Consider the following 16929-nt stretch of genomic DNA (forward strand, 5'->3'; position numbering starts at 1 on the left):
TTAGTATTTTCCAAATCCATCATCTAAATGAATGTATGGTGTCTCAGCAGCATCTTCGTTAAAAGATCTTTCCGGCAACTCGTGATGGCTGATATCTCCCAGATGATAGGTCGATAAAAGTTCCTGCATACGGTTTGCCTGGTTGGAAAGTTCAATGCTGGCTGCGGCACATTCCTCGCTGGTCGCAGAGTTGTTCTGTACGACCTGGGATACCTGATCGATCGCCTGATTGATCTGTGCGATCGCCGTTGCCTGATAATTGGATGCCTCGGAAATGCCAAGGATAATGCCTTCGCTCTCCTCTACGGCGCTTGTGATCTCTGCTAAAGCATTGGCTGTCTCGGATGCGATCTTGGAACCTGCATTGACTTTGTGGATGGAATCTTCGATCAGTTCTGCGGTCTCGGATGCTGCGGTAGCACTCTTTGCTGCAAGGTTTCTGACTTCTTCCGCAACAACGGCAAATCCCTTTCCCGCTTCTCCGGCTCTTGCTGCCTCTACTGCAGCATTTAAAGCAAGGATGTTGGTCTGGAATGCAATGTCATCAATCACCTTGATGATCTTTGAAATGCTCTCGGAAGAATCGTTGATATCACGCATAGCGTTCATCATCTCGCTCATCTGGTCATTGCCTCTATGTACGTTATCTAAAGCATGTTCTACCAACTCTGCTGCGTTGGATGCTTCTTGGGCGTTTTCCTTGGTCTTGCCGGCTACATCACTGATAGAGGCTGTGATCTCCTCGATCGCACTTGCCTGCTCGGTAGATCCCTGTGCCAATGCCTCAGATGCATTTGCCACCTCAGAAGAACTGGTCGATACCTGCATGGCTGCATCGGTAATATGAGACAGGGTTGTCTGGTTCTTCTCCACCATGTTCTTGAGTGCTGCACCCAGTGCATCATTATCCGAAGATGGCTTGACATCGATCATCAGATTACCCTCTGCCACCTGACCTGCCACCTGTGACTCATAACGGATATTGTCTACGACCATCTGGAAAGAATCTACCAGTTCGCCGAACTCATCATTACGTTTTTTCTTTAATTCTACATCCACATTTCCCTTAGCAATCTCTCTTGCAGCCGCATTCAGGCTTGCCAATGAAGTGCGGATGCTTCTGGAAATCGTAATGCAGACCGTCGTGATCAATGCAATGCAGATCACCAATTCCACAAACAAAAACAGATTGTATGACTGTAAGTATTTCGGTGACATCATACCATGCTGTGCCTTAGCCACAGACTTATACGAAAAGATCTGCGTAATGATCAAAAGGATCTCCGGCACGATAAACGCAAAGATCAATAATGTGTGTACCTTGATTGCTTTTTTCTCTTTCATGTTACTCTTCTCCTTCTTCACTCTCATCTTCATTATTTAAATGTCCTACCAGTGCGGCTTCTTCATCCCCAAGTAACTTGGCAGGATCTAACAACAACTTGACATCATTTCCAACTTTACCTATACCGGATACGAATCGGCTTTTGGCATTATCATTTTTGCCAATCGAAGGGGAAGGTAAAATGTTTTCTGCCGGTATCTCTACGACCTCGGCGATTTTTTCAACGATCAAACCTACGACCATCTGCTCATAACGGATCACGATGATACAGGTCCTGTCCGTATAAGGAATCGGTTCCTGATGAAAACGCAGGCGGACATCCACGACCGGTATGATCTTGCCGCGCAGATTGATCAATCCCTTGACATATTCCGGGCTTTCCGGAATCTCTGTTATCTCTTGAAAAACAATAATCTCATTGACATATTCGATCTTAAGTCCAAAATATTCACTCCCCGACTGGAAAGTCACATATTTGTCTTTTTGTGTGTCAAACTCACTCATCTTCTTTCGTCCTTTCCTAGTATTCCATCAGACCGGCGGCATCCAATATCAATGCGATGCTTCCATCTCCCAGTTGTGTGCATCCCGACAAACCTTTGACCTTTTTTATGTACTTCGGTATCGGTTTGACGACGATCTCCTGTTTGCCGACCAAACGGTCTACAAATAGACAGACTACATTTTTTTCTATTTCTACTAGAACCATCATACCATTTTCAATCTTGGTCTCATAGTCATGTAACTCATAAAAATCACCCAGACGGATGACCGGGTAGCAAGCCCCACGAATCATGACCGACTCTCTGCCATCCGGCTCATGGATAAGCATATCCTCCGTGACATGGACGAATTCCCTTACGGCTCCTGTCTCCATGACGAAAGAAGAATCCCCTACATCCATAACAATGCCATCAATAATGGCAAGTGTCAATGGGATCTTTAAATTCATTGTACTTCCCTGACCGGGTACGCTGTCGATCTCTAACGTACCTCCGATCTTTTGCAGGTTGGAAACAACGACATCCATACCTACGCCTCTGCCGGAGAACTCCGTCACTTTCTTGTTAGTCGAAAAGCCCGGCAGGGTAATGAACTGATATACCTCTTTATCTGTATAAGAGGACTCCGGTCTGCCCGGTTCCAAGAGTCCCTGCTGTCTGGCTTTTGCCATGATCTGCCCGCGGTCTAAGCCTTTTCCGTTATCCGCAACAGAGATCCATACCTTGCCGGATTCTGTCTTGGCGGAAAGTGTGACCTTGGCTTTTTCCTGCTTGCCGCTCGCCAATCGCTCCTCATTGGTCTCGATACCATGATCCATGGAATTGCGCACCAGATGCATGAGCGGGTCCGAAATATGTTCGATGATGTTCTTATCTACTTCTGTCGTATCGCCGATCATTTCAAAAGTTACATCCTTGCCAAGTTTCCGTGACATCTCAAAGACGATACGGTTCATCTTCTGGAAGGTATTGGTCAGCGGCACCATACGCATGCTCATGATCACATTTTGCAGATCGGTCGAGATCTTTTTCATCTGCCCGGCTGCCTTGTTGAAATTGTCTAAATTCAGTCCCGGCACTTTCAAATCCGGGTTTTGTAAGACGACCGACTGGGAAATGACCAGTTCACCGATCAGATCCATGAGTTGATCCATCTTGGCAATGTCGACACTGATAAAGGAAGCCTTATCCTTTTTCGCCGGACGCTCTTTTGCCAGGTTCTTGCCCTTGCCCGGTTCCTTGGAAGCAATGACGAAATCACCAGGTGCGATCTTCTTTTTCGGTGCAGTATCTGTCTGCCCCTCTTTGGCATCCGCCCGCTTTTCGATCTCCTCCACGGAGGAATCCAGATCGATCAGAATCTGTGCCTCCTCTGCCTCGAATCCTAGTTGAAATTCCTGTGCCGTACATTCATAGACCTCAACTTTAGTCAGATCATAGCCCGGCTGTACGATCTCGCGGATATCCTCCTCGGTCGCATCTGTTTTGATCAGGATATTAAATCCATCTTTAACAATCTCATCGGATGTCGCCTCGTTTGTCAGGATATCCTCCGGCGAGTATAAAATGTCCTTGGCGATCTTCTTTAAGGCAAATACCGTCTTGTAGGCATGCATACTTGCCATCTGGATCTCAGGATTATAAGTCAGATAGATACGGAAAAAGTGACTGTTGCCACCGGTTTCCGGCGCAATATAGAACTGCTTTGGTGTTTCTTCCTTTTGTACCGGTTTGGTATCCGCTTCTTTGGCTCCATTCTCCCCCTTGATCTTTTGCAAAAAAGCATCCAGACTTGCGACCAGTTCTGTCGCGTCGCCATCGGCATCACCGCCATCCGATAACTTGTCCATCTCCGCCATGATAAAATCAGAGACATCCAGCACATGTTCCACCAGTTCTACATGTGGTACTGTGGTCGGATGGGACTCACGGATAAAATAAAAGACATCTTCCAACTTATGAGATACTTTTGTGATCTCATCAAACATCATAATACCGGAAGATCCTTTGATCGTGTGCATGGTACGAAAGATCTCATTGATACTATCTTCGTCAAAGCCATCCGCATCTTTTTGTTCCATTACGATATTCTGCAGATTTTCCAGAAGCTGCTGGTTTTCAAATAGATAAACACTGAGCATATCGCCAGTATTAAAATCGTCTGCCATGAAAGACTCCTTTCTATATCAAGCCTAATTTCTTTAATGCCTGATCGAATTTTTCTTTGTTGATCGGCTTTCCGGAATACACACTGCATCCCAGATCAAATGCCATCTTTACATTTTCTTCATCGTTGAGCGCCGTTGTCATGATGACCTTGACCTGTTCTTCCTCCGGTATGCCGTGATCAGCCTCCAGATCACGGATGCTACGCAAGACCTGATAGCCGTCCATCACCGGCATCATGATATCCAGACATGCCAGATCGTATGGCTCTCCGTCCTCCAATGCCATGAGATAGGCATCCACTGCCTCCATCCCATCGACAGCCGCATCACATTCTCCATAAGATGACAAAAAATTCATCATAAACTTACGCGTTACAAAATCGTCTTCTGCCAGTAAAATCCTCATATTCCCTCTCCTTATCCCTTATTTGTTTAAAACATTATAAATTCTTTTTGCAATATCCGGTAATTTTTCCTGATATTCCACTGCCCCGATCTCATAAGCGACCTTGGGCATACCGTAGACGATACAGGTCGTCTCGTCCTGGCCGATCGTATGGGATCCGTTTTTGCGCATCTCCAAAAGCCCCTTGGCACCATCGCCTCCCATGCCGGTCAGGATCACCCCCATGGCATTTTCCTTGGCATGCTTAGCTACCGAAGAAAACAAAACATCTACCGACGGGCAGTGACCGTTTACCTTTGGTGCCTTTTTGAGTACTATTTTATACATATTGTCCTGTCTTATCAACTCCATATGTTGATCACCACCCGGTGCCAAAAGTACCAGCCCCGGTCTGACAATATCTCCACTCTTTGCCTCACGCACTTCCAATTCACACCGCTCGTTCAGGCGGCTGGCATACAGTTCCGTGAAGCCTGCCGGCATATGCTGTACCACAACGATTCCCGGCACATCTTTATGTAATCCCTGCAAGACATCGATGGTCGCCTCCGTGCCACCGGTCGATGCCCCGATAGCGATCAGGTCGCATTTTCCGGTCGGCTTTTGAATATGCAGGGCATTTACAACTTCCGCATGCGTCCGTCTGCGATGGATCTTTGCAATGGACGCGATCTTGATCTTGACCGGCAACTCCGTGCGGATAAATTCTTCGATTGCTCTTCGTTCTGTGGATGTCGGCTTTGCAACAAAGTCAACCGCTCCGGCGTTCATGGCATCAAAGACACGGTCACTCAGCGAACTTATCATAACAACCGGCATAGGATACTGGGGCATAAGTTTCTGTAAGAACTCTATGCCATCCATACGCGGCATTTCAATATCCAGGGTCATGACATCCGGCTGATATTTGAGGATCATGTCCCTCGCTTCAAAAGGATCCCTTGCCGCAGCCACGACTTCGATTCCTTCGTCTTTATTCAAATTTTGTACCAGGAGTTCCCGGAATACCAGGGAATCCTCCACAACTAACACTCTAATCTTTCTAAGCATCAAGCCACCTCCTATTTGCGAAAAATCGATGGCTGTATCATTTGAAATGGTGCTACCGAACGATCTATCGTTTCCGTCCTTCCTATAAATAAGTATCCACCCGGTTCCATACACTGATAGACCTTGCGGATCAGTTCCTGCTTTGTTTTGTTATCAAAATAGATCATCACATTGCGTAAAAAGACAATGTGAAATTTATGCTTGAATAAAAAGGGACTCATCAGGTTAAAACGCCTAAAAAGGATCTCCTTTTTGATCTCGTCCGTCACCTGATAATGCAAGCCATCCGGACATGCCTTAAAATAGCGCCGTTTCCATTGCGCCGGCATGGGTGCGATCGCATCTGCCGTATAGATCCCCCGCGTCGCCTGCTCCAGGATTTCAGCGGATACATCCGTTGCCAGGATCGTTGTATCCCAATTTGCATGATCCAGACCGAAATAATCCTTGATCAGCATAACTAACATATAGGGTTCTTCTCCACTGGATGCCGCCGCACACCAGATTCCCAGATCTTTTGTCTTTGCCTCTTTTTTGGAAAGTTCCGGCAAGACCACGCGGGATAGATATTCCATGTGTTCAAACTCCCGCATAAAAAATGTATGATTGGTCGTAAGCATGCCAATCAGGCGCTTTTCCATATGACCGGTCGGATCTGTCTCCAAGGCATTCATAAAGGCATCATAGGAAGCGTAGCCATGTACGACCACATAGTTTTCCAGACGCCCGGTCATGATCTCTTTCTTTTTTGACATATCAATTCCATAATGTAACTTCACGTATCGGTAGATACGTTGGAATTCTGCTTCTGTCATCTTCATTGTACTATAGTCCTCATTCTCTTTTGTATTCTCCCCTATACCAACTGTCGTTTTATCATATAAAGCACATCGTAAAGTGCCGGATTAAACTTGACACCTGCTTCTTCTCCTAAAATCTCCACGGCTTTCTCCTTGGAAAAAGCACTACGGTATGACCTATCTTCTGTCAGCGCACAGTAGGCGGTAACGATATTTACGATCTGTGCCGACAAAGGGATCTCCTCTCCCGCAATCCCGGTAGGATAGCCGCTGCCATCCCAACTCTCATGGTGATACTTTACGATATCCCGCGACATCTGTATAAAATCATTTCCCTGCTCCTCGTCATCGATCCCCTGCAGGATACGCTCCCCGACTTCGGTATGACGCTGCATGATGCGGCTCTCCTCCGGTGTCAGGCGATCGGTCTTTTGTAAGATCTCTGTCGGGACTGCCACGTTTCCGATGTCACACACCGGGGCAGCCAGTTCTATGGTATCCACATATGCATCCGGGATCAGGTCTGCATATTCCTTGGTCAGTTGCAAGGTTTCTGCCAGGACACGGCAATTCTTACTGATGCGTTCCATATGCGCCACATCATAGGCAGCATTTTCTCTGGCAACCCGCAGCAGGGCGTAGAGAACATTTCTTTTTTCATTTTCCACACGCCGCAGTTGTTCGATCACAGATAACTGCAACTTGTGGTTCATATCCTGTAACTGGCGTGTCGTCTCATATAATTTAAGATGGATGTTAATTCTTGCTTTAACAATATCCGGTACAAAAGGTTTTGTGATGTAGTCTGCTCCCCCGCAGGCAAAGCCCTGTTTGATATCCTGTGGATTGTCCAGAGCGGACGTAAAGATAATCGGGATCTCTCTCGTCCTCACATTCTCCTTGATCTGCCGGCATACTTCAAAGCCATCCATTTCCGGCATGGCAATATCTAAGATAACAAGATCGATCTGCGTTCTTTCCAAAACCTTGATTGCCTGCATACCGCTTTCCGTCAGGACCGGGGTGTAGCCCGCCTGCCGGATGATATCACGCAAGGCAAAGCGATTTGCTTCTACATCATCTACCACCAGTATCTTAGGTGTCGTAATCTGATCCATAATCTCCTGCCTCCCTAGTTCTTCAAGATCTCTTTCAACGCCTGATAATAGGTGTTGACGGTATCGTAATTTTGTTTCTGGACTGCCATCTTAAGGCGGAGCACACCGCTTTTGACTTCCTGTGGTGCATCCATGGTCAATTCCCGCACCGTGGCTGCAAATTCTTCCGCCTTGACCCAATTATCCATTTCCACGGATAATATAAGTTTATTTAAATCTCGTTTTAATTCTTCTCTATTTTCCTGGGTGCCATATTTCCTTACATGATCCATACCGTTTTCCGCTGTAAACTCCGCAAGACTATGGATAGAGGAAACATACTTAGTCGTTGGATCCTGCAGGCTCCGGCTGGTCTGCAACTCACTCTGTGGTGTCTCGACCCAGATCTGAAAGGAGAACATGGAACCTTGTCCCTGCGTACTCTCCACATGGATCGAGCCATCCATCAGTTCTACTAACTGCTTACAGATATTCAGCCCTAATCCCGTACCGCCATAGCGTCTGGATATAGAAGCATCCACCTGGGAAAAACTTTGAAAAAGTTTGTCCTGATCTTCTTTGCTGATACCAATACCGGTATCGATGACCAGAAAGAAGAGTTCCATACGATTGTGGATCTGGGAAGTCTTGACGACCTCCACGGCAATACGTCCTACCGATGTAAACTTGCAGGCATTGGACAAGAGATTGTTTAGTACCTGCACAATACGGAGTTCATCTCCAATGATATGTTCCGGTATCTCCGGGGAGATACTCATGCTAAACTGCAAACCTTTTTCTGCGATCTTATTCTTATGGTTCGCCTTGACATATTCCATCATAGAGCGGAAATCAAACTCCCGCTGCTCTAATGTAAACTTGCCTGCTTCCAACTTGGAAAAATCCAGGATATTATTGATAATAGCATTCATATCAGCACAACCGCGTTCCACTAAAGATATGATCTGCAATTTTTTGGAATCTTCTTCGATCTCCCGTAAGGACATGATATTGCCCAAGATCCCATTGACCGGAGTCCGCAATTCATGTGTGATATTTGCCACAAATTCTGATTTGACTTTGGCTGCCGCCTTGGCTTCTTCTCCGACCTGGTCGACCTTACGCGTCAGATAGATCTCCTTTGTCCGGTCGTGTGCAATGCAGATATAATCTGCATTCCCAGTATCTAAAAGGCGCATCCACACCGGAAAACAGGTCCGGTTGTATCGATAGATATCCACCGGCAAACGATCAACCTCAGCCTTTTGTCTGGTCTCTGCCAGATCTTTTGCCTCAGTAAAAATGCCGGGAAATATATCAAAAATAGAAATGGAAGGATCACTCACAGGATATTCCAGTTGTTTCTGTGCTGTCTCATTCATATAAATGATCCTGCCGGTCTGATCACAGGCAAGGATCATATCACAGATCTGATCTATGGATTTTGCAATGATTTCCTTTTGTTCCATCTAACGTGTCCTCCATTTAGAAAAACCCACATTTTATTGTAAAGAAGTGTCTGCTAAAGTGCAAGAAAAAAGAATGTGCAAAAACACATTCTTTTCACAAAATTGACACTATTCGATATCCAGATCTGCGGTGATCTGGTAGTAATCACAGGCGTGCGAGGTATAATTGGATACATTGGATCTTGAGATCATGCTCATCTTGAGGAAGGAACAAAAGACAAAGGCATTGTCATCCAAAAGGATCTGTTGCATCTGCACTGCAAGGTCTGCACGTTTTGCCGTATCAAATTCCTGACTCAACTGCTCATCCAGTGCATCCAACTGCGCATTGGAATACTTGCCCTGGTTTTTCGCGGAATCGCTAAGTGCAAACACGCGGAACCAGTATTCCGGATCCCCGGTCGGTGCCTGCACATTTGCCATGGCATACACATCCCAGGCGGATGCATCCTGAACCACCTCATTGACATCCAGCGTATTGTTGATATCCACCTCGATACCGATCTCCTTCAGGCTTGCCTGTGCGGCTTCCGCCAAAAGTGGCAGTTCCTGGCGCGTCGGATACGTCAGCCATTTAACGACCAGTTTCTTACCATCTTTTTCCCGGATGCCATCGCCATCCGTATCGACCCAGCCGGCATCTTCCAAGACCTTCTTTGCCCCCTTGGGATCATAGGATTCGGTCGTTACCTTATCTCCGCCAAATGCAGTCTGATCCGGGAAAACACCATTTGCCACATAGCCGTTGCCTTCTAAAAGCGTATCTACAAAACTCTCTTTGTCAATTCCCATAGCGATCGCCTTTCTGACCGCAGGATCTGCACACACCGAATTTTCATCAAAATTCATCTTGGCAAAAAAACAGCGTGAAGTCGAGATCTGTGAAAACTGGTAATCATCTCCTTCAAATAAAGGATAAGACTCATATGCCATACCGTAAGCCGCCTGTACCTCATCTGCCTGTAAAGCCTTTGCCAGGGTATTGCCATCGGTAATGGATTTGATCGTGATCTCATCGATCTTTGGATCTCCATTCCAATAATTGTCATTCTTTACCAGTTTTAAATAATCATCCGTCTTTAGATCGACCGCAATGTAAGGTCCTGTTCCCGAAACAATGCCATTATCAAATCCTGCTTTAACATCTATAATACAAGCATAAGGATCTCCCAGGTAATTGAGAAGTGCCGGTTTAGGCTCGGATGTCTTGATCGTCAAGACCTGACCGTCTGCTTCCATAGAGGCGATCTTGGTATCTGCTGCCGCACGATCATGCACAGCAAGCAAGTGTTCCAGACACTCCTTGACTGCCTCCGCATCCATATCCCTTCCGCTGGAAAATTTTACATTGTCCTGTAAAGTGATCTTCCAGGTCAGTGGATCGACATTTTCCCATGCCTTTGCCAGCCATGGCTCAATCTCCATATCGTCGGAATACTTGACCAGAGTCTCCCCGATACCATAACGGATACAAGCCCAGCCCGCATAAGTATTATGCGGATTGATGTCTGCCTCCTCATTGGCACTGTTAAAACTGACATCCCCTATGACCAACGTCTTTTTCCCATCACTTGCCTCTTTTTGCGTCTTTCCACAACCACTTAAAGTCCCAAGTGCCAGACAGATGCCAATTAGCACTGCCATCATCTTTTTCTTTTGCATACTCCCTTATCCTTTCTTAACTCTATATATAATTTTTATTTTCCTACTATAAAACACTATCCATCAGCATTTTTGTATAAGCATGTTTTGGATGCCGGATGACCTGGTCTGTTGTACCCTCTTCCACGATCTTTCCTTTTTGCATCACGATCATGCGATCACAAAACGCCTGCACGAGCGCAAGGTCATGGCAGATAAAAAGATAAGACATATCTCTATCTTCCTGTAAACTATCCAGTAAGCCTATGATCTCTTTTTGCACGGTCATATCAAGTGCGGAGGTCGCCTCGTCCAAGATCAATAATTTAGGTTGGATCGCCAGTGCCCGCGCAATTGCTGCCCTCTGGCACTGCCCACCACTCACCTCATGCGGATACCGGGTCAAAAATTCTTTGCCTAGTCCACATTCCCCCAGTAAGCGTTCTGCTTCTTCCCATGCTTCTGCTTTTTTCATCCCCCGGTTGATCAGGCTTTCCGCGATACCGTCGCCCAGCCGTCGCCGGGAATCAAAAGAATCTACCGGCATCTGAAAGACCATCTGCATTTTCTGATAGATATTTCTTAAATTGTGTCCTTTTGCCCGCGTAATATTTTCTTCTTCCAGAAAGATCTGACCGCTTGTCGCCTCCGTCAGCCGTGTGATCATGCGGGCAAGTGTTGTCTTTCCACTGCCGCTTTCTCCAATCACTGCCATTTTTTCATGAAACCCTAGCGAAAACGACACATCATCTACTGCCCTGTATGTTTCTCCTCCATGCGTTGAGAAATCTTTTGTCAAATGTTCTACCCGCAACAATGTCCGCATATGCTATCTCCTAAACCTCGGCGCTGCCTCCAATAATTTTTCAGTATATTCCGATGTCGGCTGTGCCAGAATATCGTCTTTCTTACCATAATCCACTGTCTTTCCCTGATGTAAGACCAAAATCTCATCTGCCATGGCACGGATCACACCGATATTGTGGGATACCAGCAAAATAGATGTACCAAACTTTTCCCGGATCATCAGAAACTGCTCTACCACCTGCTTTTGCACCGATACATCCAGTGCAGAGGTCGGTTCATCTGCCAGCAAAACGCGCGGATGCAAAAGCATGGCAGCAACAATTCCTACGCGCTGTTGCATACCGCCGGATAATTCAAAAGGATAGGACTCTAGGATTCGATCTGGCTTGTCAAATCCAAATTTATTCAGAAGGTCTAAAGCCTCATCCATAAATTCTGCCTTGCTGATCCTTTTGTGCGCCCTGACGGCTTCCTGCATTTGCACGCCTAAGGTGCGAATCGGGCAAAAACTGCTTCCTGCCATCTGAAAGACCATGCCCAGTTCCCTTCCACGGATCTTTTGCATTTCTCTTTCACTGCATTGCCCCAGATCTTTCCCATCATACAAGATCTTTCCCCGGCAGAGTTGCCCTTCTTTTCCCAAAAGTCCCATACCTGCCTTTAAAAGTGTGGATTTTCCGGAACCGCTCTCCCCCACGATTCCCAAGATCTCACCGCTCGCCAAGTTAAAATCCACATCCTCTATGACCAGAGATTGCCCATATCGGATATTTATATGGTCATATCTTAATAATTCCGCCATCATGACCTCCCATTCTTCGGATCCAACCAATCACGCACTGCTTCACCAAACAGATTGAAGATAACAACCGAGATAAAAATAGCGATTCCCGGCGATAGCGTGACCCATGGCTGTGTCGTCAAAAGATTTCTGGTCTCGCTCATCATACTGCCCCATTCCGCGATCGGAGGCTTTGCACCCAAACCTAGAAAAGACAGCCCCGCCAGTTCCATCATCATGGTCCCGATATCCAGCACGGCAGTTACCAAGATCGGTCCCATAATATTGGGAAGAATGTGTCTTACGATCAGTTTCCAATCACTATCTCCCGCTAACCGGGCAGCCTTGATATAAGTTGCCTTTTTTTGTGTCAAGGTCTGGCTGCGCGCCAGACGTGCGTATTTTGGCCAGGAGATCGCAGCCAGTGCTATGATGGCATTTTGCAGACCTCCGCCTAAAACCGCTGCGACTGCAAGGGCAAAAACCAGTCCCGGAAAGGCCAGAAACATATCGGCAATACGCATAAGAATGACATCGATCGTGTTTTCAAACCAACCACAGATCAAACCGATCATGCTCCCAAACACGCTAATAAAAGTTACCAAAAGTAACGTTGAGAAAATACTGGTCTTACTTCCTACAATGATGCGAGATAACATATCGCGTCCATACCGATCGGTTCCCAATGGGTGTACAAAAGAGGGTGCCGCTTTCGCATTACTTAAATCCTGTAGATAGGGATCCATCGGACATAACTTATCACTGAACAGAGAAAAAAGGATCAAAAGTCCTGCCATGGATGCAAATACTACGAGACGGAATTTAACGATATTTCTTTGTTTCCTGCTTTTTTTCATTGCTTTGCCTTCTCCCCCAATCGTATTCTTGGATCCAGCACACGGTATAAAAGATCCGTAACAAGATTGACCAGCACATAAATGATCGCCATCCAAACCACATAAGCCAATATCATAGGATAATCTCTCATGTTAATAGAATCCACTGCCAACTTACCAACACCATCCCACATAAAAATGCTCTCAATAATCGCAGTTCCTCCTAAGAGACTGCCAATAGACAAGGCAAGTAGTGTCAGTATCGTAACCATGGCTGACTTCATGACATTTTTCCACAGGATGTCCCTGCTCCGCACGCCTCTTGCCTTAAGTCCTATGACATAATCTTTGTTCAATTCCTCCAGAACAGTCGCCCGCACCTGCCGCATATATTTTGCCGACATAGAAATAGCAAGTGTCAAGGTCGGCATAATCGCACTTTGGAACGACACATCGCTGGCAATCACCGGCAGCCAGCCCAACTTGATGCTGAGCAATTCCATCAGCAGGATAGCAACGAAGAAATTCGGCATGGCGTTGCCGATAAAACTGCTTATCCGAAGCAGATGATCCATCCACTTTCCCTGCTTTATGGCAGCCAGAATCCCCAGCGGGATAGAAATCAGTACCGTAAGCAATATGGATAAAACCGTCAATAATAAGGTGGCCGGTAGTTTTTCCATAAATGTGTCTAAAACATTTCTTCCGGTCACATAGGATATGCCCATATCGCCGGTGAGCATACCCTGCAGCCATGTAAAATACTGCGTCAAAAAAGGCTTATCCAAGCCTAACTCCGCTCTTTTGGCATCTATGATTTCCTGTGAAACTTCGACACCTCGATTTGTATATAATTGCGTGACCACATCTGATCCGGCAACATGCATCATTGCAAATGATAAAAAGGTAATACCTAATAAAATGGGAATCAGTTGTAACAAACGTCTGCAAACATATTTCACTGCTACTATCCTCTTTCTTGGCACTCATGTCCTTTTCGGACACTGCAAACACTGTTTAACATTATAACAAAAAAATTGGAATGCATGACGAGAATTGCCTCATTATGCATTCCATTTTGTTATAGCATATGTCATTTTTTACGGCAGATTTAATCGTTTTTCCATATAAGAAAGAAATTCCTGTGCCAGTGGTACAATGTCCTCGCCACTGCGTTTTACATAGCCAAAGGAAACACATTTTTCCCCATGATAGAGTATGCTTCCCTGAAACATAGAACGCTTCTCCAGATGATTACTGCTCACATTACAGAGATTTGTATTTTTGAGTAACATATTCATGACGTAATCACTATTGGTGATCACACCAATTTTGTCGGAAAACAAATCTTCTTCCTGACCTTTCACCATTTCCCAGTAATGATTCAGTGCAAATTCATCCTCATAGGCCTGTACCAACCGTTTATCTGCCATATACTCTTTGATGTCAGTGCCCTTTTCCGGAGCCGGATTTTGTCCATAATACAGAACAGCCTCGCTTTTTTTCAATTCATGGAATTCTAATTGTGCCCTTTGTAACTTGTAATCCAGATGTTCTCTCTGCGATTCCATAAAGAAAATGAAGCCAATATCATCCTCGCCACTAGACACACGCTCCAGAATATGATTCAGATTCGCTTCTATCAGTTGGTAGCGGACCTGTTTTTTGCCAAATTGTTGATAAAAAGAAGTAAAGGTTTCCGCAATCCACGAACTCGGGTTGCTGGACATATTTACCTCTTCCCTGTCATCTAACTGATAAATTTCTGCCAAATGTTTTTCCTGCTCTAGGATTTTTACTGCATATTCGTAGGCTCTTCTCCCCTTATTGGTAAGCGTTATTCCTCTATTGTCTCTGCGAAATACAGGAAATCCCAGTTTGCTTTCCAGACTCTTGATCACCTTGCTGACATTGGGCTGGGTCGTATAAAGCACCCTGGCGGCCTTGCTAAAAGATCTCACATCTGCACAGATCACAAAATATTGTAACTCCTTCACTTCCAGCATAGATAACATATCTCCTCTTTAAGTATTCGATTTTATTATAACGTCAAAAATCTATCCCGTCCAGTTATCTTCTATGCTTGACAGATTATCTACATAAAAGAAACCTCTACTTTTCAAAGTAGAGGCTTCTTTTTTACCAATTACTGATTTAATATTGCATTTCTAACAATCTTCTTAGGATCTTGGATCAATAAAATCACCAACCATATGATCAGACCAAATGCAACTACAGACAGCCCAAGGAACAAATCGTTGAGCATATCCATCGGATCCGGGGTAAAGTATGCTGCATGCAATTCTGCATATTCAAAGATAGCATCTACAAACCACATAATAGAAGCACCCCAGTACATTAAACTCAATGTTCCCAAACGCAATTCCTTACGGTTTTCTTTTTGATACCAAAGGATAGTAGAAATTATTGCCGCAAAAACAGTCACAAGTAATGTCATAATTCTATCCTCCTATCTTTTGTTGGTAAGTAAGACATCTGTATCACGTTTTTCCAAAATATTAGAAACTGCCACCATACCTATCCATACTACAGTAACTAATACCGCCATAAGTACACCTGTCGTACTCATCTCATGAAGCATTTCTGCCGCATCGGATGGATTGGAAGCCGCTGTCAAAAATGGAAAGAACGGAACTACCTCTCCATGCCATACATGTTCAAACGCTAATAAAGCCGCACCGCCCCATAACATCGTGTTTAACCATTTTAATTTTCTTGAAAATGTTACCTTACCCTGTTTCTGAAGTGTTTGTCCCTTATCTTCTTCTTTTTTTTCATGTGCCTCAACATTTTTTTCAACAATTGTCGTAACAATTGCCTCTGTTGTTGGAACTAAAAAACATGCCATCTCATTCTCCTCCTTTATGTGCATTTCATAATGCGTATAAATAAATTATAAACGATATGACAAATTTTTCAATTTCGTAGTCATTCCATTCTGTTATGTATCACAGGCAAAATATACTGGTATTCCGTATCTTCTATAACATTTTGTTATTTATTCCATTTGAATCCAACGATTGCACCAATGATTCCGCCCACAATATGTGCCATATGAGAAATATTATCCTGCAGGGTAATTCCCTCATAAACCTGCTGTCCGATAAAGACTGCAGCAACCAGCAGAAAAGTAAGCGGAATGTCTCCGCTGCGGAATCCGGTAAAGGAGGTCATTACGATAAAAGCAAAGGCAATACCACTGGCTCCGCACAAACCAACACCAGGGAAAAAAATGTAATTGATAAGGGCTGTCACAAGTGCTGTAATCAGGAACACTTTTAAAATATTCTTAGATGAATATTTCTCCTCCAGCATCGGTCCCAGTAAAAGGATATAGGTCATATTTCCCAGAAAATGATCCCAGCCGGAATGTCCAAAGACATGGGTAAAAAATCTAACATAAGTCAATGGATCCTTGAAAGAAGAATGATAGGTTACAAATAGAAGTTGATTGCTCCGTCCGCCGGTGTGTTCATTTAGGAGTGTTACCAGAAAACAGATCAATACAAATCCTAAAATGACCGGTGAATTAAAAACAATGCGAATACCTCTCTTACTGTTTTTCATAGAATTTCTCTCCTTTTTTCACTATAATTTTCCTATTGCCATAACAAAAAGCCTTGAAACATTGCAACACAATATCTCAAGGCTTTACTAAGACAGGGGATCCAGGAATCGAACCCGGCTCTGGAGTTTTGGAGACTCTTATTCTACCGATGAACTAATCCCCTATATATCACAAAACCTATAATACTAGATTATAGGATGTAATGCAAATATAAATTTTTATAACACCTTCAAAATTTCATACAGATTTCCTTGTAAAACCAATTCGCTTTCTAAGGAAGTTCGATTCACTAAATTCATGCTTCGCATTCATTAAGTGCTCTAGACTTTTGGTTAAGCCTTCGATCTATTAGTAACAGTCAGCTACATGTATTACTACACTTCCACCTCTGTCCTATCTACCTTGTAGTCTTCAAGGGATCTTATCTCCTTATAGGA

Annotated in this window: 17 protein-coding genes, 1 tRNA gene and 1 rRNA gene; all 19 read right to left on the reverse strand. The window is 44.6% G+C overall.

The features are described 5' to 3' along the window. Window positions 1-1344 (reverse strand): methyl-accepting chemotaxis protein, encoded by a 1344-nt coding sequence (locus tag DW996_RS03455; RefSeq protein WP_118534859.1) that lies wholly within the window; start codon window positions 1342-1344, stop codon window positions 1-3. A gap of 1 nt (window position 1345) precedes the next feature. After that, complete coding sequence (locus tag DW996_RS03460) at window positions 1346-1849, reverse strand: chemotaxis protein CheW (protein WP_118534860.1); 504 nt, start codon at window positions 1847-1849, stop codon at window positions 1346-1348. A gap of 16 nt (window positions 1850-1865) precedes the next feature. Beyond that, a complete protein-coding gene (locus tag DW996_RS03465) occupies window positions 1866-4016 on the reverse strand; it encodes a chemotaxis protein CheA (RefSeq protein WP_118534861.1) in 2151 nt (716 codons plus the stop codon). A 13-nt stretch (window positions 4017-4029) separates the two neighbouring features. Beyond that, entirely contained in the window at window positions 4030-4422 is a 393-nt protein-coding gene (locus tag DW996_RS03470) for a response regulator (RefSeq protein WP_118281336.1), read from the reverse strand. A gap of 18 nt (window positions 4423-4440) precedes the next feature. Next, window positions 4441-5472: a protein-glutamate methylesterase/protein-glutamine glutaminase gene (locus DW996_RS03475; RefSeq protein ID WP_118281337.1), complete on the reverse strand. Its 1032-nt coding sequence runs from the start codon at window positions 5470-5472 to the stop codon at window positions 4441-4443. Between the two features lie 11 nt (window positions 5473-5483). After that, complete coding sequence (locus tag DW996_RS03480; RefSeq protein ID WP_118534862.1) at window positions 5484-6293, reverse strand: CheR family methyltransferase; 810 nt, start codon at window positions 6291-6293, stop codon at window positions 5484-5486. 35 nt (window positions 6294-6328) lie between these two features. Then, the gene (locus DW996_RS03485) at window positions 6329-7390 is read right to left on the reverse strand and encodes a response regulator (protein ID WP_243069532.1); all 1062 of its coding nucleotides are present in this window, start codon (window positions 7388-7390) and stop codon (window positions 6329-6331) included. Window positions 7391-7404: 14 nt separating this feature from the next. Continuing rightward, window positions 7405-8838, reverse strand: coding sequence for an ATP-binding protein (locus DW996_RS03490; protein WP_118281339.1), 1434 nt, complete (start codon window positions 8836-8838; stop codon window positions 7405-7407). 108 nt (window positions 8839-8946) lie between these two features. Next, window positions 8947-10500 (reverse strand): ABC transporter substrate-binding protein, encoded by a 1554-nt coding sequence (locus DW996_RS03495; RefSeq protein WP_118281340.1) that lies wholly within the window; start codon window positions 10498-10500, stop codon window positions 8947-8949. Between the two features lie 46 nt (window positions 10501-10546). Then, window positions 10547-11305, reverse strand: coding sequence for an ABC transporter ATP-binding protein (locus DW996_RS03500; protein ID WP_118281341.1), 759 nt, complete (start codon window positions 11303-11305; stop codon window positions 10547-10549). Between the two features lie 3 nt (window positions 11306-11308). Then, on the reverse strand, window positions 11309-12088 hold the full coding sequence (locus DW996_RS03505; protein WP_199642615.1) for an ABC transporter ATP-binding protein: 780 nt from the start codon (window positions 12086-12088) through the stop codon (window positions 11309-11311). Further along, window positions 12088-12924 carry a nickel transporter permease gene (gene nikC / locus DW996_RS03510; protein WP_118534863.1) on the reverse strand — a complete coding sequence of 279 codons (837 nt, stop codon included), beginning with the start codon at window positions 12922-12924 and terminating at the stop codon, window positions 12088-12090. Before nikC ends, DW996_RS03505 begins: the two co-directional genes overlap by 1 nt. After that, complete coding sequence (gene nikB / locus DW996_RS03515) at window positions 12921-13865, reverse strand: nickel ABC transporter permease (protein WP_243098648.1); 945 nt, start codon at window positions 13863-13865, stop codon at window positions 12921-12923. The genes nikC and nikB overlap by 4 nt, the downstream gene beginning before the upstream one ends. Before the next feature lie 138 nt (window positions 13866-14003). Then, complete coding sequence (locus DW996_RS03520; RefSeq protein ID WP_158575176.1) at window positions 14004-14909, reverse strand: LysR family transcriptional regulator; 906 nt, start codon at window positions 14907-14909, stop codon at window positions 14004-14006. A 140-nt stretch (window positions 14910-15049) separates the two neighbouring features. Then, window positions 15050-15361 (reverse strand): hypothetical protein, encoded by a 312-nt coding sequence (locus DW996_RS03525; RefSeq protein WP_118534865.1) that lies wholly within the window; start codon window positions 15359-15361, stop codon window positions 15050-15052. Between the two features lie 12 nt (window positions 15362-15373). Further along, window positions 15374-15772: a hypothetical protein gene (locus DW996_RS03530; protein ID WP_118281346.1), complete on the reverse strand. Its 399-nt coding sequence runs from the start codon at window positions 15770-15772 to the stop codon at window positions 15374-15376. 146 nt (window positions 15773-15918) lie between these two features. Next, entirely contained in the window at window positions 15919-16491 is a 573-nt protein-coding gene (locus tag DW996_RS03535) for a rhomboid family intramembrane serine protease (RefSeq protein WP_118281347.1), read from the reverse strand. A gap of 93 nt (window positions 16492-16584) precedes the next feature. After that, window positions 16585-16655: transfer RNA gene (locus tag DW996_RS03540), tRNA-Trp, on the reverse strand. Window positions 16656-16820: 165 nt separating this feature from the next. Beyond that, a 23S ribosomal RNA gene (locus tag DW996_RS03545) occupies window positions 16821-16929 on the reverse strand; the annotation flags it as partial.

This window comes from Roseburia sp. AM51-8 (genome assembly GCF_003478275.1).
Taxonomy (GTDB): Bacteria; Bacillota; Clostridia; order Lachnospirales; family Lachnospiraceae; genus Pararoseburia; species Pararoseburia lenta.